General features: G+C 55.5%; 21 protein-coding genes and 1 tRNA gene. 7 read left to right on the top strand and 15 right to left on the bottom strand.

Annotated features, from left to right (window positions below):
- Positions 1-28: 28 nt before the first annotated feature.
- Positions 29-952, bottom strand: coding sequence for a sugar ABC transporter substrate-binding protein (locus tag ACIP6T_RS08265; protein WP_345829134.1), 924 nt, complete (start codon positions 950-952; stop codon positions 29-31).
- A gap of 507 nt (positions 953-1,459) precedes the next feature.
- Between ACIP6T_RS08265 and ACIP6T_RS08270 the strand changes: the two genes are divergently transcribed.
- A tRNA-Asn gene (locus ACIP6T_RS08270) sits at positions 1,460-1,535 on the top strand.
- 141 nt (positions 1,536-1,676) lie between these two features.
- Here ACIP6T_RS08270 and ACIP6T_RS08275 read toward each other — a convergent pair.
- Positions 1,677-1,979 carry a helix-turn-helix domain-containing protein gene (locus ACIP6T_RS08275; protein ID WP_400456339.1) on the bottom strand — a complete coding sequence of 101 codons (303 nt, stop codon included), beginning with the start codon at positions 1,977-1,979 and terminating at the stop codon, positions 1,677-1,679.
- Between the two features lie 14 nt (positions 1,980-1,993).
- A complete protein-coding gene (locus tag ACIP6T_RS08280) occupies positions 1,994-2,338 on the bottom strand; it encodes a type II toxin-antitoxin system RelE/ParE family toxin (RefSeq protein WP_400456341.1) in 345 nt (114 codons plus the stop codon).
- A 212-nt stretch (positions 2,339-2,550) separates the two neighbouring features.
- On the opposite strand from ACIP6T_RS08280, the gene ACIP6T_RS08285 reads away from it, so the two are divergent.
- Positions 2,551-5,259 (top strand): AAA domain-containing protein, encoded by a 2,709-nt coding sequence (locus tag ACIP6T_RS08285; RefSeq protein ID WP_400456343.1) that lies wholly within the window; start codon positions 2,551-2,553, stop codon positions 5,257-5,259.
- Here the strand turns inward: ACIP6T_RS08285 and ACIP6T_RS08290 are convergent.
- The 5 genes from ACIP6T_RS08290 to ACIP6T_RS08310 form a co-directional block, all read right to left on the bottom strand.
- The gene (locus tag ACIP6T_RS08290; protein ID WP_400456345.1) at positions 5,256-6,557 is read right to left on the bottom strand and encodes an NtaA/DmoA family FMN-dependent monooxygenase; all 1,302 of its coding nucleotides are present in this window, start codon (positions 6,555-6,557) and stop codon (positions 5,256-5,258) included. The genes ACIP6T_RS08285 and ACIP6T_RS08290 overlap by 4 nt on opposite strands.
- An 11-nt stretch (positions 6,558-6,568) precedes the next feature.
- Entirely contained in the window at positions 6,569-7,768 is a 1,200-nt protein-coding gene (locus ACIP6T_RS08295; protein ID WP_400456347.1) for a M20 family metallopeptidase, read from the bottom strand.
- 94 nt (positions 7,769-7,862) lie between these two features.
- The gene (locus tag ACIP6T_RS08300) at positions 7,863-8,522 is read right to left on the bottom strand and encodes a methionine ABC transporter permease (RefSeq protein ID WP_097096787.1); all 660 of its coding nucleotides are present in this window, start codon (positions 8,520-8,522) and stop codon (positions 7,863-7,865) included.
- Positions 8,503-9,633: a methionine ABC transporter ATP-binding protein gene (locus ACIP6T_RS08305; RefSeq protein ID WP_400456350.1), complete on the bottom strand. Its 1,131-nt coding sequence runs from the start codon at positions 9,631-9,633 to the stop codon at positions 8,503-8,505. Before ACIP6T_RS08305 ends, ACIP6T_RS08300 begins: the two co-directional genes overlap by 20 nt.
- Positions 9,634-9,645: 12 nt before the next feature.
- A complete protein-coding gene (locus ACIP6T_RS08310; RefSeq protein WP_400456352.1) occupies positions 9,646-10,473 on the bottom strand; it encodes a MetQ/NlpA family ABC transporter substrate-binding protein in 828 nt (275 codons plus the stop codon).
- 212 nt (positions 10,474-10,685) lie between these two features.
- On the opposite strand from ACIP6T_RS08310, the gene ACIP6T_RS08315 reads away from it, so the two are divergent.
- From ACIP6T_RS08315 to ACIP6T_RS08325, 3 genes are all read left to right on the top strand, one after another.
- The gene (locus ACIP6T_RS08315) at positions 10,686-11,327 is read left to right on the top strand and encodes a TetR family transcriptional regulator (protein ID WP_345829123.1); all 642 of its coding nucleotides are present in this window, start codon (positions 10,686-10,688) and stop codon (positions 11,325-11,327) included.
- Between the two features lie 74 nt (positions 11,328-11,401).
- On the top strand, positions 11,402-12,784 hold the full coding sequence (locus tag ACIP6T_RS08320) for a D-arabinono-1,4-lactone oxidase (protein ID WP_400456355.1): 1,383 nt from the start codon (positions 11,402-11,404) through the stop codon (positions 12,782-12,784).
- Positions 12,785-12,802: 18 nt separating this feature from the next.
- Positions 12,803-13,630: a glycosyltransferase family 8 protein gene (locus ACIP6T_RS08325; RefSeq protein ID WP_345829119.1), complete on the top strand. Its 828-nt coding sequence runs from the start codon at positions 12,803-12,805 to the stop codon at positions 13,628-13,630.
- 33 nt (positions 13,631-13,663) lie between these two features.
- On the opposite strand, the gene ACIP6T_RS08330 is transcribed toward ACIP6T_RS08325, so the two are convergent.
- From ACIP6T_RS08330 to ACIP6T_RS08340, 3 genes are all read right to left on the bottom strand, one after another.
- Complete coding sequence (locus ACIP6T_RS08330) at positions 13,664-14,074, bottom strand: type II toxin-antitoxin system HicB family antitoxin (RefSeq protein WP_097097681.1); 411 nt, start codon at positions 14,072-14,074, stop codon at positions 13,664-13,666.
- A gap of 15 nt (positions 14,075-14,089) precedes the next feature.
- Positions 14,090-14,278 (bottom strand): type II toxin-antitoxin system HicA family toxin, encoded by a 189-nt coding sequence (locus tag ACIP6T_RS08335; RefSeq protein ID WP_097096781.1) that lies wholly within the window; start codon positions 14,276-14,278, stop codon positions 14,090-14,092.
- Between the two features lie 205 nt (positions 14,279-14,483).
- The gene (locus tag ACIP6T_RS08340; protein WP_097096780.1) at positions 14,484-15,506 is read right to left on the bottom strand and encodes an LLM class flavin-dependent oxidoreductase; all 1,023 of its coding nucleotides are present in this window, start codon (positions 15,504-15,506) and stop codon (positions 14,484-14,486) included.
- A 204-nt stretch (positions 15,507-15,710) separates the two neighbouring features.
- On the opposite strand from ACIP6T_RS08340, the gene ACIP6T_RS08345 reads away from it, so the two are divergent.
- Entirely contained in the window at positions 15,711-16,778 is a 1,068-nt protein-coding gene (locus tag ACIP6T_RS08345; protein WP_097096778.1) for a fatty acid desaturase, read from the top strand.
- Positions 16,675-17,460, top strand: coding sequence for a PhnD/SsuA/transferrin family substrate-binding protein (locus ACIP6T_RS08350; RefSeq protein WP_097096777.1), 786 nt, complete (start codon positions 16,675-16,677; stop codon positions 17,458-17,460). Before ACIP6T_RS08345 ends, ACIP6T_RS08350 begins: the two co-directional genes overlap by 104 nt.
- Positions 17,461-17,559: 99 nt before the next feature.
- Here ACIP6T_RS08350 and ACIP6T_RS08355 read toward each other — a convergent pair whose 3' ends face one another.
- The 4 genes from ACIP6T_RS08355 to ACIP6T_RS08370 are packed head-to-tail and all read right to left on the bottom strand — an operon-like array spanning position 17,560 to position 22,337.
- The gene (locus tag ACIP6T_RS08355; RefSeq protein ID WP_400456359.1) at positions 17,560-18,900 is read right to left on the bottom strand and encodes an LLM class flavin-dependent oxidoreductase; all 1,341 of its coding nucleotides are present in this window, start codon (positions 18,898-18,900) and stop codon (positions 17,560-17,562) included.
- A gap of 10 nt (positions 18,901-18,910) precedes the next feature.
- A complete protein-coding gene (locus ACIP6T_RS08360) occupies positions 18,911-20,518 on the bottom strand; it encodes a dipeptide ABC transporter ATP-binding protein (protein ID WP_400456361.1) in 1,608 nt (535 codons plus the stop codon).
- Positions 20,515-21,348: an ABC transporter permease gene (locus ACIP6T_RS08365; protein WP_400456363.1), complete on the bottom strand. Its 834-nt coding sequence runs from the start codon at positions 21,346-21,348 to the stop codon at positions 20,515-20,517. Before ACIP6T_RS08365 ends, ACIP6T_RS08360 begins: the two co-directional genes overlap by 4 nt.
- A complete protein-coding gene (locus tag ACIP6T_RS08370; RefSeq protein WP_400456365.1) occupies positions 21,345-22,337 on the bottom strand; it encodes an ABC transporter permease in 993 nt (330 codons plus the stop codon). The genes ACIP6T_RS08365 and ACIP6T_RS08370 overlap by 4 nt, the downstream gene beginning before the upstream one ends.
- Between the last annotated feature and the right edge of the window lie 76 nt (positions 22,338-22,413).

Consider the following 22,413-nt stretch of genomic DNA (forward strand, 5'->3'; position numbering starts at 1 on the left):
CACCTCCGTACGGCTAAGTCGGGAACGGTTATTTTTGATTCTGACTGGCGAACTTTTCGTAATTGTCTTTGGTGATCAGCTGGAACGGGATATCGACGACTTTTTGCACTTTCTCGCCATTAATCAGTTTGACCGCCGTTTGTACCGCGCCTTCACCCTGGCCTTTAGCATCCTGGAACACGGTGGCGACCATTTTGTCGTTCTTGATCATTTGCAGCGCATCGGGGGTGCCATCAACACCGGCAACCAAGATGTGGTTCGGGTTTTTACCCAGCGCCTGCAGTGCACCAATGGCCATTTCATCGTTGTTAGACGCAATGGCCTGGATGTCATCACCGGCGGTTAACCAGTTGCTCACCACGTCTACCGCATCGTTACGCATGAATTTAGCGGTCTGCTTCTGTACCACTTTGATGCCAGGATATTTCGCGACGACCGCTTCAACACCTTTGGTGCGCTCGCGGGTCGATTCGTTGGCGAGGTCACCCAGCAGAATCGCCACGTTGCCTTTGCCGTTCATTTTTTTCGCTAACGCTTCCATTTGCAGACGACCGGCCAGTTCAGAGTCGGAACCGACAAAGGCCATTTTGTCTTTCAGTTCACCCGCCGGTTTGCGGTTAACAAACACCAACGGCACGCCCGCTTTCGCCGCCGCATCCACCAGTGGTTTTACCGCGTTGGTGTCTACCGGGTTAACGATGATGGCGTCAACGCCCTGACCAATGAAGTTCTGAACCTGCTGCAGCTGCTGTGAAACGTCGCCTTTCGCGTCTTCGACCTGACCTTTGATGTTGTCTTTCTGCATCTCTTTCTGCATTGCGGTGCGCAGAATGGTGAGGAAGTTGTCATCAAACAGCGCCATAGAGACGCCCACCTGAAGGTCTTTTGCCATCACTGCGGCAGGCAACATGCAAGCTAACAGGGAAGTCACTAACGCTTTTTTGAATTTCATAGGTAACCCTTCTTTTTCGTTAACATGCTCAGGTTGGCTGAGACGACGAATGAAAAATATCTTTTACATTCACTCAACATCGCTGGCGTTTTTTTTGTGGTTGTAGAGGTAAGGCTTCTGGTCTAACGCTATTGGCTTACTGCATCTGTTTATTACAACCTAATAATTATCAATGTGTTATTTTCTCAATTCTGTTTTAGCTGCCTGCGCGCGTTTCGCAGGTGGTGATGAGCAGTTCATTTATTTCATCCAATCCACATTTGAAATTTTCATCATAAAAGCACTGAAACGATTGTTTTAAAATCGGCAAATAACAAAACTTTGACACGCCTCTAACATCTCAAAGGAATTGCGTTTAAAGTGAGATCCTGTTGGCAGTTTAGAATCTGATCGTTCAAGGCAAAAAAGCGTCATTCCGCTGCTTTTACGCGCACTTAAACCAGAAGTGTGCAGTCGGGCTTTGACAATGGGGATCGGCATCGCTAATATGCGCCTCGTTCACACGATTCCTCTGTAGTTCAGTCGGTAGAACGGCGGACTGTTAATCCGTATGTCACTGGTTCGAGTCCAGTCAGAGGAGCCAAATTTAAAAAGCCCGCTCAGGGAAACCTGAGCGGGCTTTTGTGTTTTATGCACTTAGTAAGGTCGTAACTTTATGGTGACCACCTTCATGGTGCGCATAAATGCGCACCTTAAGGGATTTCAGAACATAACTTGCTGATGGTTACACCACAAACTCGTAATGCGAACCGTCTGGTAATTCGATATCCAGCCGCAATTTTCCACCCGCCGCTTCGATATAGCGCTTCAGCGTAGAAAGCTTAAGGTCACGGCCCGGCTTTTCCATGCCCGCAACGGTAGGTTGTTTGATGTTGAGCGCCTGCGCCATTTCCACTTGGGTTTTCTGCACTTTCTCACGCAGCTCCGCTAAATGAATGTTGAGCAAGGTCTCTTCCGCCAGAGCCTTGGCACAGGCAACCACTTCAGGCTTTTCATCAGCGAGGATCTGTTCTAGCGTTCTGCCCATCGCCTCTCTCCTTTTCATCTCTTGTTATCTAAATGCCTGGCAAATTCTCGCTCGGCCAGCGGCACCATCTCAGCATAAAAGCGCTTTTCATTGCCTACTTTGCATCCAGCACAAAGTACAATACCTATTCGCCATGGATCGAAGGCGAAAAATGCTCGAATGGGATCGCCTTTACTTTGTACTCGCAGTTCTTTCAGGTTGCTATAACGTGAACCTTTAATCGTATCGGCATAATGCCTGCTTAGAGCCGGACCTTTTTCTCGCAAAACGATAAGGCCTGCCAGTACACAAGCCCGGTCAACATCATCAAGCGACATTAGCCAGCGATCAAATCTGTCGGTTGTCTCTATCTTCCACACAATGCCTCCTTGTCAATATAGGTCAAATGCTATATAGGTGTAAAGCGATAAGTGGAGTGTGCATAGATGTGGAAAATGGTGCATTAAGCTTGAAGCTAAGTGTGGAGACGGGTTCCAGAAGAGTCATAAGAAAGAATGGCTGAGAAAACTTCACCCACATCACGTCTGCGGTTATAGTCCTTCAATCATTAACGCTACTCATGGATGGGGAAATGACGACGATCATAGTGAACGGTGAAGACCGCACCGCTCAACTTAAAGACTGGAAGTTGAAATACAATAATAATAAGCAATTGGAACTTAAAGGGATTTTTCACTCCGGTAAATCGTATTCGTGGCCATTCACTGAATGCCAAATTGAGCCAATTAGCCCTATTAGCGGTACGCTATTGCGTAAGAAAGGCACCACTACATTTCAGGAAATTGAAAATGCCGTGATGGTCGGTAATAAATATGTACTTTACACCTACCCCGGTAATAGCTATCGCTACCTCATGATGGCTGATAAGGCGGAAATTTATCACCCTGCGGACTATAAAGATAAAGCGTTATTTTCCTATCTGGTCGAAATGGCACAGGCTCGCGTCAAAAGTGCTTCCACCGATCAAACGGTGATTGCTGAAAACCTGGCCCATCAGCTATCGAAAATAATTCCGATAAATGATACTGCTTTACATGCTTACCTCGCGGGCAATAATGCCAGGCGCAATTTTTCACCTCAGCTAATCTACCCGTTTGGCATGAATCACAGCCAAATACAGGCCGTAGAGCAGGCATTTAGTTCGCAACTTTCCGTCATTGAAGGTCCTCCAGGCACCGGAAAAACCCAAACCATTCTTAATATTATTGCTAATATTCTTATGGAGAATAAAAGCGTTGCCATTGTGTCCAATAACAATGCTGCTGTAGAGAATGTCTATCAGAAACTCGAAGAGTATGGATTAGGGCATGTGGTGGCGAAACTCGGTAGCAACGATAACAAGGCGAATTTTTTTGCCCAACTCCCTACTTTGCCAAATTGCTGGAAAAATATTGCACCGCGAAAAGAAGAGATCGCTAAAGCGGTTACTGAGATTAAATCCCATTTGCATGCGCAGTGTGATAAAGCACGCTACCTGGCCGAGATTGAGGAATTAAAAATTGAGGAAAAATACCTCTCGCAATGGATGAGCAACCACTCAATTTCCTCAGGATGGCCGGTTGATAAACATCGCCTGACACCGCAAAAAAGCACGGATTTGATGGCATTATTGCAATCTATGAAGCGTGAGAAGATAGGCTTAGCGCAGCGTTTTACACTGTTCTTCCGCTTCGGCATTATTGATACCCGGCCACTTAAGACACCGGAAAAACGTCTGGCCTGTTTCTATGCTCTACAGCGCCACTACTATCGCCAGCGCCTCACGCTGGCAAAAGAGAAGCTTGCCCATGCTGAAAAGCAATTAGTTCATCGCGATGTTTCGCAGGTGATTAAAGCCATTTCGCAGGATTCGCATGACTGTTTACAGGCTCATCTGAGCCAACATCTCAGCCCGGTGGAAGAGATCAACGAAGGCAATTACCGTAGAAACTTCAGCGCGTTTTTACAGCGTTTTCCTGTTATTGGTAGCACAACTTACTCAATTATCAGTTCCGTTGGCTCTGATAACCCGCTGGATTACGTGATTATTGACGAAGCATCGCAGCAGGATATTTTACCCGGCGTCTTTGCATTGGCATGTGCGCATAATGTTGTGATTGTCGGTGACCGCAAGCAACTTCCACACGTACCGGCGAAATTACCGTTTGATATTACAGCGCCCGAGGCAGCTTACGACTGCCAACGTCATAGCCTGCTGGATTCAGTTTTGAGCGTATACGGCAAGAACCTACCTGTCACGTTATTGAAAGAGCATTACCGATGTCATCCTAAAATCATTCAATTTTGTAATAAACAGTTCTACGATAATCAATTAATTGCCATGACACGCGATCGGGGTGAAAAAGCCTTATCTTTAGTGATTACCGCTAAGGGTAATCATAATCGGGATAATAGTAATCTACGTGAAATCGAGTCAATGAATGCTCTGGACTGGCAGGAACAATCTCAGCGCGGCTTTATTGCCCCTTATAATGCGCAGGTTGATCTCTCTGAAGGCTATTTAGGTCAGGATTTTGTCAGCGCAACCGTGCATAAGTTTCAAGGGCGGGAGTGTGATGAAATAGTATTTTCGACGGTGCTCGATAAAAAAGCCAGCTCACAATCCCTGGCATTCGTTGATGATCCGCAACTGATTAATGTGGCAGTATCGCGCGCTAAACGTCATTTTACTTTGGTGACGGGTGATAATGTGTTTACCCAAAACAACCAACACATCGCCGCACTGATTCGCTACATGCAATATTATGCAGATAACGATAACGTTTATCAAAGCCCGGTTGTTTCTGCTTTCGACCTACTTTATGAAGAGTATGACCAATCTCTTGATACGTTAAAAGCACGACTTAATCCTGAGGATTCAAATTTTAAATCTGAGCAGATTGCCGCACGTTTAATTAAAGATGCGCTAAAACTCGCGCAATTTTCTTCGCTCCAGTTGCATAACCAGATTCCACTCAAACAGTTAATTATTGCGCCGAGTAGCATCTTCACGTCACGTGAAGAGCAGTTTATGAATCAAGGCGCGAGCTGCGATTTTGTACTTTATTATCGCGTGGGTAAACAGCCGCTTGGCGTTATTGAAGTTGATGGTGGTCAGCACGCCGAAACGCTACAAGCGGAACGTGATCAATTGAAGCAGTCAGTGCTCGATAAATGTGATATCCCGCTTCTCCGTTTGCGCACCATAGATAGCCACATTGAAGAGAAAATTGCGGACTTCCTGAACAACGCGCTGCACCGGGAACAAACTGGTCTTCTCGTAAGTCCGCAATCGGCTTAATTAATCACAGGTAAATCCGCCAGCTCCAGGCTGCTACGGAAATCACTGCCCACATAATCCGTATCAATCAGCTGGCGGCGGCGCAGTTCCGGCAGCAGGCCGTTGAGCAGCAAATCCTGTTGGTCCGGCTGGCCGAGGCCATGCAGTGAAATCACATCCAGTACGCCAGCCTGGTAACGTTGTTCGATGGCATCCGCCAGCGTTGCTGGCGTGCCGGCGACAAACCAGTGGCCGGTCTCTTCGGCTTTGATGATCAGCTCGCGCAGCGTTAATCCTTCCAGCGCATAGCCACGGAAGATGGCGGCACGGCCCTGACGACGATGCACCTGCGTCACTTCAGGAATCAACGCCGCCGGTAGCGGCTGGTCAAGCGGCACATCGTGCAGATCCACTTCCCCTCCTAACATATCCGCCACGCGTAAACGCCCTTGCTCATAGTTGATGCGTTCATGTTTTTCGCGCAGGCGACGCGCGACATCAGCGTCGCTCTCACCAATGATGGCGTGGAAGGAATTCATGATCAGTGGAGGATTATGCTCACGACCAAAACGTCGTGCGCGTTGCTGCACCTCAGCCACAAACGTCTGCGCGGCCTCAAAGGTCGGCTGCGAGGTGTAAATCACTTCGGCATAGCGCGCGCCCAGCGTCACGCCCGCCTCGGACTGTCCCGCCTGGAATTGTACCGGACGGCGCTGCGGCGGTGGCGGCACGTTAAGCGGTCCGGCAACCTGAAAATAGTCACCGCGGTAGTTGATCGGATGCAGTTTAGTATGATCGAGACGAATGCCGCCGCTGGCGGTGCGCTGCACCGCTGCACGCTCGTTGGCGTCATACAGCGCGTTCATCACTTCGATAAATTCGGTGGCACGCGCATAGCGCTCCTGCGGTGGCGGCAGCGGGCTTTCGCCAAAGTTTTCCTCGCCAACGGAGGAGGTCACCGCATTCCAGCCCGCACGCCCGCCGCTAATGTGATCGAGCGTGGCGACCTGACGCGCCAGATTGTACGGATGCAGCCAGCTGGTGCTGACGGTGGCTATCAAACCGATGTGTGACGTCACCTGGCTCAGCGCGGCGAGCGCAATCAGCGGATCCTGAGTGCCGGTGGTGCCCGCTAAGCCCGCCGGATCGGCCTGCAACAAATCAGCGGTGAACAGCCCGGTAATTTTTTCGCGTTCGGCAATCTTCGCCAGTTCGATAGCACGCGCGATCCCCACTCCCGGCTGGCTGTCGTTAGCCGCGGAGATCACGCTGCTGGCACCGACCAGCGTTTTCAATTTTCTGCGATAGGTTTGCGACACAACACTCTCCTTTATGGTTGTCGCGCGAAATCCGCTTTGACATGGTTTAATGCGTCCGCGTCGGTCAGCAGGCGCAATCCGGTGCGCGCTAACACGCGAGCACCTATCAACAGCGCCTGATAACCGCGCGCTGAGTTAGCGGCTTCGCGGAACGGCACGGTGTGGAAAATCAGATCGTCAGGGCCGATTTTCAGCCACGGATGCGCCGTTGGCACCGCATGGCTGATGTCGCCGGCATCGGTAGAGACTTTATTCTTCTGCGGTGACAAATCGACCTGTTCGCCTGCGGCGATGAACTCATCCAGCAGCAGCGCATCGAGTGCCGGATTGAGTTTGAAATCGCGCGGGCCAATTTGATGATCAATTTCAACGCGCGCGCCGGTCGCCAGCGCCACGCCTTCGGCTATGGCGCGCAGACGTGGTTCGAGCGATTCGACCACTTCACGGCTGTCGGCACGGATGTAGTAGTGCGCCGAAGCGTATTCCGGGATAACGTTCGGCGCCTGGCCACCGTTGGTGATGATGCCGTGCACGCGCACCCCGTCCGGCAGCTGCTGACGCAGCACGCTGATGCCGTTGTAGAGCAACACCAGCGCATCCAGCGCATTAATACCTTCATGTGGCGCGCTGGCGGCATGTGACGGCTTGCCGTAAAAGTGGAAGTAGAGGTGATTATTCGCCAGTGTCGATTCAGTCAAGCGCGTTTTACCGGCGGGATGCACCATCAGCGCCACATCGACATCTTTCAGTAATCCGGCTTCGACAAAACGTTTCTTCACGTTGCCCTTGGGGCCGCCCGGCCCGGCTAAGCCGCCCTCTTCGGCTGGCGTACCCAGCACCACCACGCGGCCGCCGGTTTCCTCCAGCGCCTGGGAAAGCGTGATGGCCGCAGCCACGCTGGTGGTGCCAATCAGATTGTGGCCGCAAGCGTGTCCGATGCCGGTCAGCGCGTCATACTCCGCCAGAAAAGCGATAGTTGGACCGGGTTTGCTGCTGGTCTTTACCGCATAAAAAGCCGTTTCGTGTCCGGCGACGTTACGCGTGACGTCAAAGCCCTGCGCCGTCAGCAGCTGCGTCAGCTGTTCGCTGGCGAAATACTCGTTGTTGCCGGTTTCCGGGTTTTGGAATATCGCCTGCGAGACCTTGAGATAGGCGGCGCTGTGCTGTTCGAGGCTGTTTTCCAGGGTGAGCTGAAGGGCATTCAGCGACATAGATACTCTCCTTTTACTATGCGGCGGTCGCCATAAATGGCGCCCCTACAAAATTTGCACCGGCCTTCGTAGGGTGGCCATTCATGGCCACCGATTAGGCATGACGCTTATCAATACGCTGCACCAATCGGTCACCGACCCACTGAATGCCGCAGACCAGCACAATCAGCACCGCGATCACCGCAATCATCACCGAGGTTTCAAAACGCTGATAACCGTAACGAATTGCCAAATCCCCCAGTCCGCCTGCGCCAATCGCACCGGCCATCGCCGAAGCGCCAATCAGTGCCACCAGCGTCACCACAAAACCCGAAAGAATGCCGGGCAGCGCTTCTGGGATCAGCACGTCCCAGACAATGCGCAGCTTGCTGGCACCCATGGCGCGCACCGCATCGATCAGCCCGCGATCGACATCGCGCAAGGAAACTTCGGCGACGCGCGCGAAGTAAGGCGTCGCGGTAATCGAAAGCGGCACAATCGCCGCCCAGGTGCCGAGCGACGTGCCGACCAGGAAGCGCGTGAAGGGAATCAGTGCCACCAGCAGAATAATGAACGGCAGCGAGCGGAAGCCGTTGATGATGAGCCCCAGCACGCGATTAACGCCGCGATGTTCGGCAATCCCGCCCGGGCTGGTCATCACCAGAATCAAGCCGAGCGGCAAACCCGCCACCAGTGAAAACAGGCCAGAGATCGCGGTCATTAGCACCGTCTCACCCAGCGCATTCAGCAAAAGATCAATCATAACTGGCGACATAACCCACCAACTCCACGTGTGCCTGCTGCGCATGCAGCCAGCTGAGAATCTGCTGCTCATCGGCCGCGTTTGCCGCCGGGAGCGCAATAAAGAAACGCACTACCGCGTAATGCTGGATGTGATCAACACCGCCCTGCAGCAGGCGGAATTTACCTGGCAGCGCGGCCGCAAAGCGGGTTAACAGATCGCCCTGCGCATCGTCACCGGCAAAATGCACGCTGTAGATGGCGTCGCCCTGCTTCTGATCGCTGATGCGTGCGGCCAGGTTTTCTGGCAGCTGTGGCAGCAATCCCCGCAGCAGCATGCGGGTCAGATCCGATTGCGGATGGGCAAACACCTGCCACACCGGACCTTGTTCGATAATTTCTCCGGCATTGATGACTGCCACGCGATGCGCCACGGATTTGATCACCTCCATCTCATGGGTGATCAGCAAAATGGTGATGCCGAGTTTTTGATTAAGCGATTTGAGCAGCGCCAGAATCGAGCGCGTGGTTTCCGGATCGAGCGCGGAAGTGGCTTCATCACACAGCAGCAGCGCCGGACTCGCCGCCAGCGCGCGCGCAATGCCGACGCGCTGTTTCTGACCACCGGATAACGCCGCCGGATAGCTTTGCGCTTTGTCCGCTAATCCCACCAGATCCAGCAGTTCCGTCACGCGCTGCTGACGCTGCGCTTTATCCATGCCGGCGATTTTCAGCGGCAGCGCCACGTTCTGCGCCACGGTTTTGGCCGAAAGCAAATTGAAGTGCTGAAACACCATGCCAACGCGGCTGCGCACCGTTTGCAGCTGCTTTTCTGACAGGCCGGTGATGTTCCGGCCTTCAATTTCAATAACGCCTTCATCAGGTTGTTCCAGCCCGTTAAAACAGCGAATCAGCGTCGATTTACCGGCACCGCTGCGCCCAATCAGGCCAAGAATTTCGCCTTTCTGCACCGTTAGCGAGATAGCGTGCAGCGCCCGGGTTTGCCCGAAGCGACGTGATACTCCCTGCAAGCGCACTACGCTGCCGCTGTCGCGAAACGTTACCTGCGCTTCGTCATGCGCGCTGTCGACCACGCCGCGTTGCAACGTGCTGAAGGGGGTTTCGGCTCCTGAGAATAACGTCATCTTTTTCGTTCCTTACCAGGCCGTTTCGCCCGTGCCCTTGTAGACTTTGTCAAACACGGTCTTCACGGCGTCGTTCTGATAGGAAGCCACCAGCGTTTTCACCCACGGCGCGCTCACGTTCTCTTTCTTCACCGCGATGAAGTTGTTGTACGGGTTATCTTTTACCGGCTCCTGGGCAATACGATCGGCGGTTGTCAGGCCACTCTTTAGCGCCCAATCGGTGTTCACTACCGCAGCGTCGAGGTCAGGAACGGAACGGCCAATGATGCCGGAATCCAGCTCTTTGATTTGCAGATGATGCGGGTTCGCGGTGATATCGGCGGTGGTGGCCGCAATACCCACGCCTGGCTTCAGCTTGATGAGCCCCTGCTGCTCCAGCAGCACCAGACCGCGCGCTTCGTTAGAGGGATCGTTTGGCACGCCAATCACCGCGCCCTCTTTCAACTCTGCCGCCTTTTTTACTTTCTTCGAGTAGAGACCAATCGGCCACACCGCGGTATCACCCACGCGCACGATGTCGTAATGATTCACCTTGATCTGGTTATTGAGGAATGGCTGATGCTGGAAGGCGTTGGCATCCACTTCACCATTTTGCAGCGCTTCGTTCGGCTGGTTGTAATCGTTGAAAATCACGGTTTTCACCGTCAGACCTTTGGCTGCCGCCTGTTTGATCACTTCGCGCCAAACATCTTCATCTTCGCCGCTGATAATGCCGACTTTAATCGAGGTTTTATCGGCAGCGTGGGCCACAGACAATGGCGATAGCGCCGCGCTGGCCAGCAGCAGCGCGCCAGCGGATAACAAGAATTTATTTTTAACGGATGCCAGACGTGTGTGCATAAAATATTTCCCAATCGTTATAATTGCGCGAGTCAAAATAAGCTGTCGTAATGACAGATGACCGCAGTATACGCAGTTGCTTATTCCTGCATTATGATTTATTCGGGAATGCTATTCCTGAAAAGCATAAAGCCGCACGCCGCTCACCTCGTCACAAGCGAGAAAATGGCTGTGTTACCATCCCCCTTTTGAAAAACCTGTTATTGAGCGCTATGTCGGACACTACAACGAAACGGAAAAATGACCCTGAAGGGCTTAAGAAACGCATCCTTGCCGGTGCCCTGAAAATGTTCGCGGAGTTCGGCATGCAGGGCGCGCGTCTGGAGCAGATTGCAGATCATGCGCAAACCACCAAACGCATGGTGGTCTATCACTTCGGCAACAAAGAGCAGCTCTATATTGAAGTACTTGAACAGGTATACCAGGCAATACGTCAGCATGAAACCGGGCTGAATCTTGCCGAAATGGAGCCTGAGCTGGCAATGACCAAACTGGTGGAGGCTAGCTTTGATTATCACGTCTCACATCCTGACTTTATGCGGCTGGTATGTACCGAAAACCTGCTGCGCGGGCGCTACATCATTCAGTCTGAACGCATCAAAGCGTTGAATAAAAGCGCGCTTGATCTGCTTGATGACATCCTGACGCGCGGCCAACAGCAAGGGCTATTTATCGATCAGCTCGACACCGTTGATGTGCATCGTCTGCTGAGCAGTATTTGTGTGCACCACGTCTCCAATCGCTACACCTTTCATACGCTGTTCACCCCGAACGATAGTGAGGAGGACAGCATCCGCCGTAATCGGCAGTTAGCGGTCACCGCCACGCTACGATATGTGCGCAAAGCCCCGTAGTCTGCGGCTTCGCTGTGATGGTCTACGCTTAAACTCTTGGGACCGTCACAGACCTCAGACTAAGGAACGCCGTAGTGAACAAAGACCCCCACCTTTATCCCTTACGCCATACGCACAATACCGACCAGGACAGCGCACTGTGGAACTGGGCGCAGAACACGGTGGTAGGTCAGCGCAATCAGTTACAGCAGCCGCAAAATGAGGCGGAGCTCCAACAACTGCTGCGCGCCGCCAACGGCAAAGTGCGCGTGCTCGGCAGCCGCCTGTCACCGGGCCGCATGCTAGGGGTGCATGAGCAGGATCTGCTGCTGGATCTCAGCGCCTTTAACGGCGTAATTGCGCATGACGCTGATAGCGTGACCTTTGCCGCCGGCACGCCGCTGGAGCAGGTTTACAGCCAGCTTACCGAGATGGATCGCATGCTGGCCTCCTCGCCGGGCGTAATTGCGGTTCAAACGCTGGCCGGGGCTATGGCAACCGGCACGCACGGCCAGGGCCTGGCACAGAGCTCGCTGGCCGATGAAGCGTTGCGCATTCGCCTGGTGCTGGCCGACGGCAGCGTGCGTGAATTGGTACGCGGCGAGCCCGATTTCGCTGCGGCGCAGGTGTCGCTCGGCACGCTGGGTATTGTGACCGCGGTGACGCTGCGCACGCGTCCTTTCCGCCTGTTTACCTGCCACAAGTTTGCCGTCTCCGCCGATACGCTGGAGCAGGATTTGGTGGCGTGGAATCAGCAGTATGAGATGAGCAAAGCCTGGTGGTTTGTTGATGACAACCTGATGCACGTGTGGAACGCGCATGAAGCCAGTGAAGCGGAGTCACAAGCCTGGTACGCCAATCAGCGTGAAGTGATTGAGCACGGCGATGATACCGACAGCAGCCTGAATGAGACCATCGATCAGACGCTGGCACAGATGCATCGCGATACGCAGATTCACGGCAAAGGCGGCAAGCAGTTCCGCACCGTGACGCGCTTCCGCGATTTCACCGACATCAGCGGCGATATCTATCAGCTATTTTGCCGCGGCATTGCGGTGCCGCAAATCAACGTTGAGATCGGCGTGCCGCTGGAGAAAACGCCGCAGATTATCAGCAAGATCAAAGCGTGGTATGCCGAGAACCATCCGCATATGCACTATCCAATTATCCTGCGTTGTACGGGCGCGTCTGAAGCCTGGCTCAGCCCGGCGTATCAGCACGCGACCTGCTTCTTCGGCTTTGTGGTGTATTACGCCGACGATGGCTCACTGTCGGAAGATGGCCTGCACTTTCTTACTGAAGTGGAGAAGCTGCTGGCGGCCGAAGGTGGACGTCCGCACTGGGGCAAATATTACGATCCGCAGCGCTACCAGTGGCGCGATATCTATCCGCAATGGGACGCCTTCCGCGAAGTGCGTAACCAGCTCGATCCGCAACGCCGTTTTAGCAATGACTATGTCACTGCTTTGTTTGATTAAGTTTGAAGGGGAGAAGCCATGTTTGCATGGGTAACGCTGTTAACGCAGCCTGACTATTTTATTGGTGTGAAAGCGCTACACCGTTCGCTGAAACGCAGCGAAACGCGCTGGCCGCTGATTGTGATGGTGACAGACGCTATCGATCTGGAAACGCGAGAAGCGTTGCAGGCGCTGGGCTGCGTGATCCATCCGGTGGAGCCGCTGATGCCGAATGCCGAGCTAGAGCAGCATTACGCTTCCGCGCAGTTTGGTGAAGTATGGAGCAAGCTGCGCGCGTGGGAGCTGGTCGACTGCGAACGCGTGGTGTTTCTGGATGCCGATATGCTGGTGCTGCGCAATATGGACGAGCTGTTTACGCTCGATCTCGGCAAACATGCGTTGGCGGCATGTCACGCCTGTCGCTGCAATCCAAATAACATCGCCAGCTATCCGGCCAGCTGGCAGCCGGAGAATTGTCATTACACCTGGCAGGATCGCGGCGAGGCGGCTCCCGCCACGTTGGATCGCTATTTGAACGGCGGTTTCCTGGTGCTAAAACCTGATTTGTCGGTGTTTAAGTGGTTACAAGAGAAAGTGGCGGCGATTAGCGATCTGCGCCGTTATCCGTTCTCCGAGCAGGATTTACTCAATGAAGTGTTCGAGAATCGCTGGCTGCCGCTGCCGTATATTTACAACGCGCTGAAAACCCTGCCGTTCCAGCACAGTGCGATGTGGCGCGAAGAGGATGTGAAGAACCTGCATTTCATTCTGGCCAAACCGTGGAAGCGCGATTTGAACCAGCCCGCAGCTGAGCGCGACCGTTATTACGCGCTGGATAAGCTGTGGTGGGAGCTGAGTGCGGATTGATAAATAAGGTGCGCATTGCTGCGCACCGGTTAATCAGCGGGTTTTCGCAATACGTTCCAGCGCCACCTGCGCCAGAAAACCTGAACGGGTTTTGAATTCGGGGTGTGTCGCTACGCAACGGTCAATACGATCAATCAGCAACTTCGGTAAGGTAACGTTGATTTTCTCAGACCCACCAAGAATCCGCGTGACATCCACATCAATCAGCACCCAAACATAACCGGCATATTCCGCATCTTTCATCAGCGTTTTAAGATCGGAAACCGCCGGAATATCCTGCTCGAGTTCTACCATCAACTCTAAATGACCGATAATCGCCTCTTTGGCGTTTTTCACTGCTTCTTCTAAGGTATCACCGGCCGAGAAACAGCCCGGCAAATCCGGTACGGTAACGCCAAATGCTGTCGATTGATCGCCAGCTTCAATCGCAATGGGATAAAACATATTTACCTCTTTCAATTAATGGACAATCAGTCCGGCTTGTTTCCTGATACTTTTCACCGTTTTTATCGGCAAATCCTTTTTTGGGTGCGGTATCGTCACCAATCCTTTTTTTACGGGATGGACGAAATGGTGATGGCTACCGTTAATGCGTATCAGTTCCCAACCATCGGCCTTAATCTCAGCCATCAATGATCTGCTATCCATGCACTTGCCTTACTGCATCCTGAAAACATAAAAATAACCCCAATAACTCCGCATTGCAAGGTTTGGAGTTATTGGGGTTATTTTATGGAACGCTATGAATGGCGTAATGCTCGTCAGTGAAGCGTGAATCGGTCGCCATGAATGGCGGCCCTACAAAAGACCGCGCAGTTTCAGGTCAGGTGCGCACTGCTGCGCACCTGGAGACTTAACGCCAGCCCAACTCGGGTGCGACGTGGGTGAGGATGCTTTCAATCACGTGCGCACAGTAATCCACGCCCAGCTGGTTCGGGATGGTGAGCAGCAGCGTATCGGCTTCGGCAATCCCTTCATCTTGCGCCAGCTGTTGGATCAGCTTATCCGGCTCGGCGGCGTAGCTGCGCCCGAAGATCGCACGGGTTTTCTCATCGAGGAAACCAACCGAATCCTGATCCTGTCCGCTGCGGCCAAAGTAGGCGCGGTCGGTGTCGTTGGTCAGTGCGAAAATACTGCGGCTTACCGAAACGCGCGGCGTGCGTTGATGTCCGGCGGCTTCCCAGGCTGCGCGATAGGCACGAATCTGTTTCGCCTGCTGCACGTGAAAAGGTTCGCCGGTTTCATCATCTTTTAGGGTGGAGCTTTGCAGGTTCATGCCCTGCTGTGCCGCCCAAATCGACGTGGCATTGGACCCGGATCCCCACCAGATGCGCTCACGTAAACCGGCTGAGAAGGGCTCAAGACGCAGCAGGCCCGGCGGGTTCGGGAACATCGGCTGTGGATTGGGCTTGGCAAAACCTTCACCGCGCAGCACTTCCAGCAGCGCTTCAGTGTGACGACGCCCCATATCAGCATCGCTCTCACCGTTCTGCGGATTAAATCCAAAGTAGCGATACCCTTCAATCACCTGCTCCGGTGAACCACGGCTCAGCCCCAGCTGCAGACGACCGTTGGAGATCAGATCCGCCGCACCGGCATCTTCCGCCATATAGAGCGGATTTTCGTAGCGCATATCGATCACGCCGGTACCAATCTCGATTTTTTTAGTCCGCGCCCCCACCGCCGCCAGCAGCGGAAACGGTGAGCTAAGCTGACGCGCAAAATGATGCACGCGGAAATAAGCGCCATCCGCGCCTAACTCTTCAGCAGCAACTGCGAGATCAATCGATTGCAGCAGCACATCCTGCGCGGAGCGGGTGGCCGATTGTGGTGATGGGGTCCAGTGACCGAAAGATAAAAAGCCAATTTTTTTCATGTTGAAATTCTCCCCGTGGGCCGCATTGGCCCGAGCGTTTTCGATACAGCAAGGTTACGCCACAGACGAGGTGACTGATAGCCAATAGATTTCGCGCGCATCATCAACTTTTTTGCATAACTAAGAAAAAGAGATTCTTTGTTATCGTCACGCAGATCAATCATCTTCGCTGTCATATTCCCGTTTGGCAGGTGCAATTTCTTCATGAGTAAAGGGACAGCGGCTTATCTCAATGCGCAACAGCGCGAGGTGGTACATCAACTGGCGCGCAGCTGGCTGTGGCGCAGCGAGCTGCCGACATGGCTATTAATGGTGGTCGTTTATGGCGGCTGGTTTGCCTGCGTCATCTACTGGCAAACGCTGGGGTTAGCCCTCAGCACGCTGCTGCTGATCCTCTTTACCACCTGGTATCTTTCGCTGCAGCACGAGCTGATTCACGGTCATCCGACGCGTTTGCCGCGCCTCAACCAGCTCTTCGGTACGCTGCCGCTGGCGGTGTGGTATCCCTATGGTTTGTATCGTGATTCGCATTTGGCGCATCACCGCAATCACACGCTGACCGATCCCGACGAAGATCCTGAAACCTATTATCTTTCACCGCAACGCTGGGCACAGCTCAAGCCGTGGCAACAGCAGATCGTTCATCTGCGCAACACCTTTCCGGGACGCTTACTGCTGGGTCCGCTGTTTGATATGGCGACGACCATCAACACCCTCATTACGTCTTTTATCCAGCGCGATAAACCGGCCATGGCGATGTGGATCAGCCATCTCACGCTGCTGAGCGGACTGTTTTACTGGATGACGCAGCAAGGCTTTTCGCCGCTGTGGTTCGTGCTGGCGGTAAGCTACCCGGCGCTGATGCTAACGAAGGTGCGCTCTTTCTACGAGCATCGTGCTGAAGAAGAGCCGCTGGCGCGCTCGGTAAATAATGAAGCTGCCCTGCCCTGGCGTCTGTTGTTCCTCAATCTCAACTATCATTCTGTACATCACGATCTGCCCGGTTTGCCGTGGTATGGCCTGCGCAAAGTCTATTTGCTGTATCGCGATGGCTACCACCAGCGTAATCACGGTTTTCGCGTCGCCGGTTATGGCGAATGGTTAGCGCGCTTCTGGCGCAAATCAGTTGATGTTACCGCCCATCCGGGCACGCATAAGGATGCACAGAATGCCCATCATTTCGTTACCGATGTACCACATCAATCATCAGGCGACGATCGGCCTGACCTCAGCGCTAACGACGCTGCTGCTGCAACGCGGCGTGCAGGCTGAGGTTACGTGGCCGCAGAATTTACTGCCGCACTGGCGCGATGACGCACTGCTGCTGAGCCAAACCTGCGGCTATCCGCTGGTAGAACTGCTGCCGGATGTGCAGCTGGTTGGCACCTTTCAGTCAAGTGCACAGGGCTGCGACGGCCCGCGCTATCGCAGTTGGCTGGTGGCGCGCAGCGAAGATGAGCACCTGACACTCAGCGATTTTCGTGGTCGACGTGCAGTGTGCAACAGCAACGATTCGCACTCCGGCTTTAACGCGCTGCGCTACGTGATTGCGCCGCTGGCGCAGGATGGAAAATTCTTTAGCGAGACGCATTTTAGCGGCAGTCATCGCCAATCGCTGGCGGCGCTGCGTGCCGGCCACGCGGATATCGCGGCGATCGACTGCATCACCTGGGCGCTGCTGCGCCGCAACTTCCCTGACGAGCTGGCAGGGCTGGAGATCATCGGCGAAACGCCGCTGTGTGCTGCACTGCCGCTGATCACCTCAGCCAAAACCGATGCGGCAACGCTGGTGATACTGCGCAGCGCGCTGCAAGAACTGACCAGCGATCCGCGTTATCAGGATCTGCTGCATGAGAATTTGATTGGCGGCTTCAGCGTCACCGAAAGGGCGTTTTATGACGAAGTTAAAGCGTGGAAGGATGCTGCTGCTGCGCTGGGCGTAACGGCTTTATAATTATCTATTATGTCGAGTGAAACGGTCACCATAAATGGCGACCCTACAGGAAGTGTGCCGGTTTTTGTTGGGTCGCCATTTATGGCGACCTGGCGAACATCACGCCACCTGCTGACTCTGGCGCTGTGCAACGAACTGGTTCTCTGGCTCGGCCAGCCCGAGATTTTCCCGCAGCGTCTCGCCTTCGTACTCATGGCGATAGATACCGCGCGCCTGCAACAGCGGAATCACCTGCGCCACAAAATCATCAAACGCCGTTGGCGTGCCGCCGCGCACGATAAAGCCGTCGGTGGCGCCGGCCAGGAACCAGTTTGCCAGCCCGTCCGCCACCTGCTGTGCCGTGCCAAGGAAACTCGGGCGCGGCGTAGCCTCCTCCAGCGCGGCCTGACGCAGCGTCAAACCGCGTTCACGCGCGTTCTGTTTAATCTTATCGGTGGTGCTGCGGAAGCTGTTGCTGCCCAGCTCGCCAATCTCCGGAAAGGGTTCATCCAGTGCATATTGGCTGAAATCGTGATGTTCAAAGTAGCGGCCAAGATACTCCAGCGCTTTATCGATGGTCACCAGCTCGGCGGTTTGCTGATAGCGCCGTTCGGCGTCCTGTTCCGTTTCCCCGATAATTACGCTGATGCCCTGAAACACGCGAATCTCGTCGGCATCACGGCCGCGCGCCACTAGCCGACGTCGCACGTCTTCGCGGAACTCGCGCGCCTGCTCCAGCGTTTCCTGTCGCGTGTAGATGGCATCGGCAGCTTCTGAGGCAAAAGCTTTCCCCGCTTCGGAGGCGCCCGCCTGGAACACAATCGGCCGTCCCTGCGGTGAGCGCCCCACGTTTAGCGGCCCCTGTACCGAGAAGTATTGGCCTTTATGATTCAGCGTGTGCAGCTTGTCGGCAGCAAAAAATTCTCCGCTCTGCTTGTCACGCACAAAGGCATCGCCTTCCCACGAATCCCACAGTCCTTTCACCACCTGCAGATATTCGCTGGCCACGCGATAGCGCTCATCGTGTTCCGGATGGCTGCTGCGTGAGAAGTTTTTCGCCGAGCCTTCCAGCGGCGAGGTCACCACGTTCCAGCCGACGCGGCCGCCGCTAAGATGATCGAGGCTGGCAAACTGCCGCGCCACGGTAAAGGGTTCGCTGTAGGACGTTGAGAGCGTGGCGACCAGGCCGATGTGTTTCGTCACCAGCGACAGCGCCGACAGCAAGGTGATGGGTTCGAAGCGATTGAGGAAGTGCGGAATCGACTGCGGCGTAATGTACAAGCCGTCGGCCACGAACAAGAAATCGATCTTCGCCTGCTCCGCTTTGCGCGCCAGATCCAGCACGTAATCCACATTAATACTGGCATCCGCGACCGCATCGGGATGGCGCCAGGCCGACATGTTGCCGGATACGCCCTGAATAATCGCGCCCAGCCGCAGCTGGCGTTGTGTTTGACTCATTCTGCTCTCCTTAATATGCGTGTGCGGGCTGCCAGTCGGGGATCGCCGGCAACGCCTGTAACAGTTTTTGCGTCCACGGATGCTGCGGCGCGGCGAACACCTGCTGCAGCGCCCCGCTCTCCACCACTTGTCCGTTTTGCATCACCAGCACGCGATCCGCCAGATGCTGGATCACGCCGAGATCGTGCGAAATAAACAGCAGCGCGGTGCCGTGCTCGGCCTGCATATCGGCCAGTAGATCCAGCACCTGCGCCTGCACGGATACATCCAGCGCGCTCACCGGCTCATCGGCCACCAGCAGCGCTGGATTGGGAGCAAAGGCGCGCGCAATCGCCACGCGCTGACGCTGGCCGCCGGACAGCTGCTGTGGATAGCGCTGCAGAAAGCGATCGCCGAGCTGCACTTCGTCCAGCAGCTGGCGCACGCGCTGACGGCGCGCGTCGCCGTAAATACCGGCGCTGTCGAGGCTTTCGCCGATGATTTTTTCCACCGTGTAACGCGGATCGAAGGAGCTGAACGGGTCTTGCGCGATCAGCTGTAGGCGCGCACGCCGGGCGCGGCGCGCTTTCTCCGGCAGACGATCCCAGCGCTCACCTTCCAGCAGCAGCGTGCCGCTGTCCGGCTCGGTTAAACCCATCACCACTTTCACCAGCGAGGTTTTGCCCGAGCCGGATTCACCGACCACGCCGAGCGTTTCACCGGCATGCAGCGTGAAGTTAATGTCATTCAGCACCAGACGATCGCCGTAGGCTTTGTGCAGACCGATGCCTTCCAGCAGCGGCGCGTGGCTACGCTGTGGGCGCGGCGGCAGCGGCGTTGGCTCGGCGGCGCTGAGCCGCAAACCGCGCGTGGCGGGCGTCGGCACCGCGCGCAGCAGGCGCTGCGTCCAGGCGTGTTGTGGACGTTGCAGCAGCGGGCCGCTGTGGCCCTGCTCCACCACTTCGCCATCGCGCATCACCAGCACGCGATCGGCCAGCTCCGCCACCACCGCCAAATCGTGGCTGATCAGCAGCAGGCCGTGGCCGTCACGCCGCCGCTGCGCCAGCAGCTGCAGAATCTGTCGCTGCACCGTCATGTCCAGCGCGGTGGTCGGTTCATCGGCAATCAATAACGTCGGCGTCCCCGCCAGCGCGGTGGCAATCAGCGCACGCTGACGCTGGCCGCCCGAAAGCTGATGCGGATAACGTTCCAGTCGGCTTTCCGCATCGTGAATGCCCGCGGCCTGTAACAACTCGATGCTTTTATCGTGCAGATTGCCGCGATGGCCGGCGGCGCTTAACGCATCGCCCAACTGCTGACCAATGCGGCGCAGCGGATCGAGCGACACCAGCGCGTCTTGCAATACGTAGCCAATGCGGCGACCGCGCAGCGCACGCCAGTCGCTGCGGCTGGCATGGCGCATATCGCGTCCGTCGATGGTAAAACGATCGGCAGTGACGATGGCCCCTTCCGGCAGCAGGCCGAGCAGGCTGCGCGCGGTGAGGGTTTTGCCGGAACCAGATTCCCCGACCAGCGCCACTGATTCTCCCGCCGCCACCTGCAGGCTGAGATTCTTCACCACCTGCTGTGGACCGAAGCGAATCGAGAGATTATGGATATCAATAAATGGCTGACTCATGCTGAGCGTCCTTCAAAACGTGCCTGCCAGTAACGTCCCAGCGTGTTAACCGCAATCACAGTCAGCGTGATAAACACGCCCGGCCACACCGCAATCCACCAGGCATTACGCAGATAGTTGCGCCCTTCCGCCAGCATCAGGCCCCATTCCGCGGTTGGCGGCTGCGGCCCCATGCCGAGGAAACTTAATCCGGCGGTGCCGATAATCGCGGTGCCAAGTCCGAGCGTGGCCAGTGCCGGGACCTGCGCAATGGCGTGCGGCAGAATGTGGCGCGTAATCAGCGTGAAGCGCGACAGGCCAAAAGTACGCGCCTGCTCAACGTAGCCAGAGGTCATCACGCTGTAGGTTTGTGCGCGCACCACGCGGGCAAAACGCGGCACCGAAGCCACACCGAGCGCGATAATCAGGTTATTGGTGCCGGGCCCGGTGAAGGCGATGAGCATCAGCGCCAGCAGCAGATCGGGAAAGGCGGAAATCACATCCACCGCACGGCTGAGCAGCTCATCTACCACGCCACGCGCCAGCGCAGCCACCAGCCCAAGCAAGGTGCCAAACACTACCGCCAGCGCCATCGCCGCCACGCTGATCAGCAGCGAATAGCGGCTGCCGTAAATCACTCGCGTTAACAGATCGCGTCCCAGCTGATCGGTGCCAAGCCAGTGCTGCGCCGAAGGCGGCAATTGAGCATTGACCGGATCGGCCAGCAGCGGATCGCTGTGCGCCAGCCACTGCGGCGCAATCACCGCGATAGCTAAGACAATAAGAAACAGAATCGCAGCCCACACGGCGGCGGGCAGTGAAACAGGGTGACGTTGCAGCGCGGCAATCATGATTTCGTTTCTCCACGCAGGCGCGGATCGATCCACAGCGACAGGATGTCGACTACGGTGCTCATCACCACGTAAATCAGCGCCGACAGAATCGCCACCGCCAACACCACCGGCAGATCCTGCGCCAGCACCGCATCCACCGTTAATTTACCGAGGCCGGGACGACCAAACACCTGCTCGGTGATCACCGCGCCGCTGAGCAAGCCGCCCACCAGCCAGCCGGTTAAGGTCACCGCTGGCAGCGCCGCATGCCGCAGCGCGTGACGCAGCCGAATGGTGGTTTCACCCACGCCCCACGCACGCAGCGTCAGGGTGAACGGCGCATCCAGCGCGCGCTCCAGTTCGCGGCGCAGCAACTGGGCAATCACGGCGCCCTGCGCCAGGCCTAGCGCCAGCGCCGGCAGCACCAGCGACGACAGCGAGCGATCGCCCGCCACCGGGAACCAGCGCAGCGTAAAGCTGAAAATAAACAGCAGCACAATGCCCATCCAGAACGATGGCGTGGAGGCCAACAGCAGTTCAAAACCGTTGGCGATGCGGCGTCCGATGCGGCGATGTGCGGTGCCGACAGCAATCGCCACCGCAAACAGGATGCTGACCAGCAGCGCTGCCAGCGTCAGTTTGATGGTGGGCCACAGCTGCGTCGCCAGCAGATGGCTGACTTCAGTATTGAGCATGTAGGAGCGGCCAAAATCGCCGTGCAGCACGCGCCACATATAGTGCAGATATTGCCACCACAGCGGCTCGTTCAAGCCCCATTCAGCGCGGATCGCTGCTTCAATCGCCGGCGTGCGCAGCTGTTCGCCAATCAGTAGGCTAACGATATCACCTGGTGCCAGATGCACGCCGAGAAACGCCAGCGAAACCGCTGCCCACAGCACCAGTACGCCGCCCAGCAGACGGCTGACGATACGGCGCGTTAGGTCGCTGCGCCACATCGATGGCCGAGGTGCGCGTGGCGTGCGCGTGACAATGCTTTCCAGACTCATCTTCGCCTCCTGATGAGTGAGGGCTGAGCCAGATAACGACGCGCTTCCGGCAGGCAGACCACACCCAGCGCGAGAG

It is taken from the genome of Pantoea sp. NPDC088449 (genome assembly GCF_044753225.1).
In the GTDB taxonomy this organism is placed as follows: Bacteria; Pseudomonadota; Gammaproteobacteria; order Enterobacterales; family Enterobacteriaceae; genus Pantoea; species Pantoea floridensis.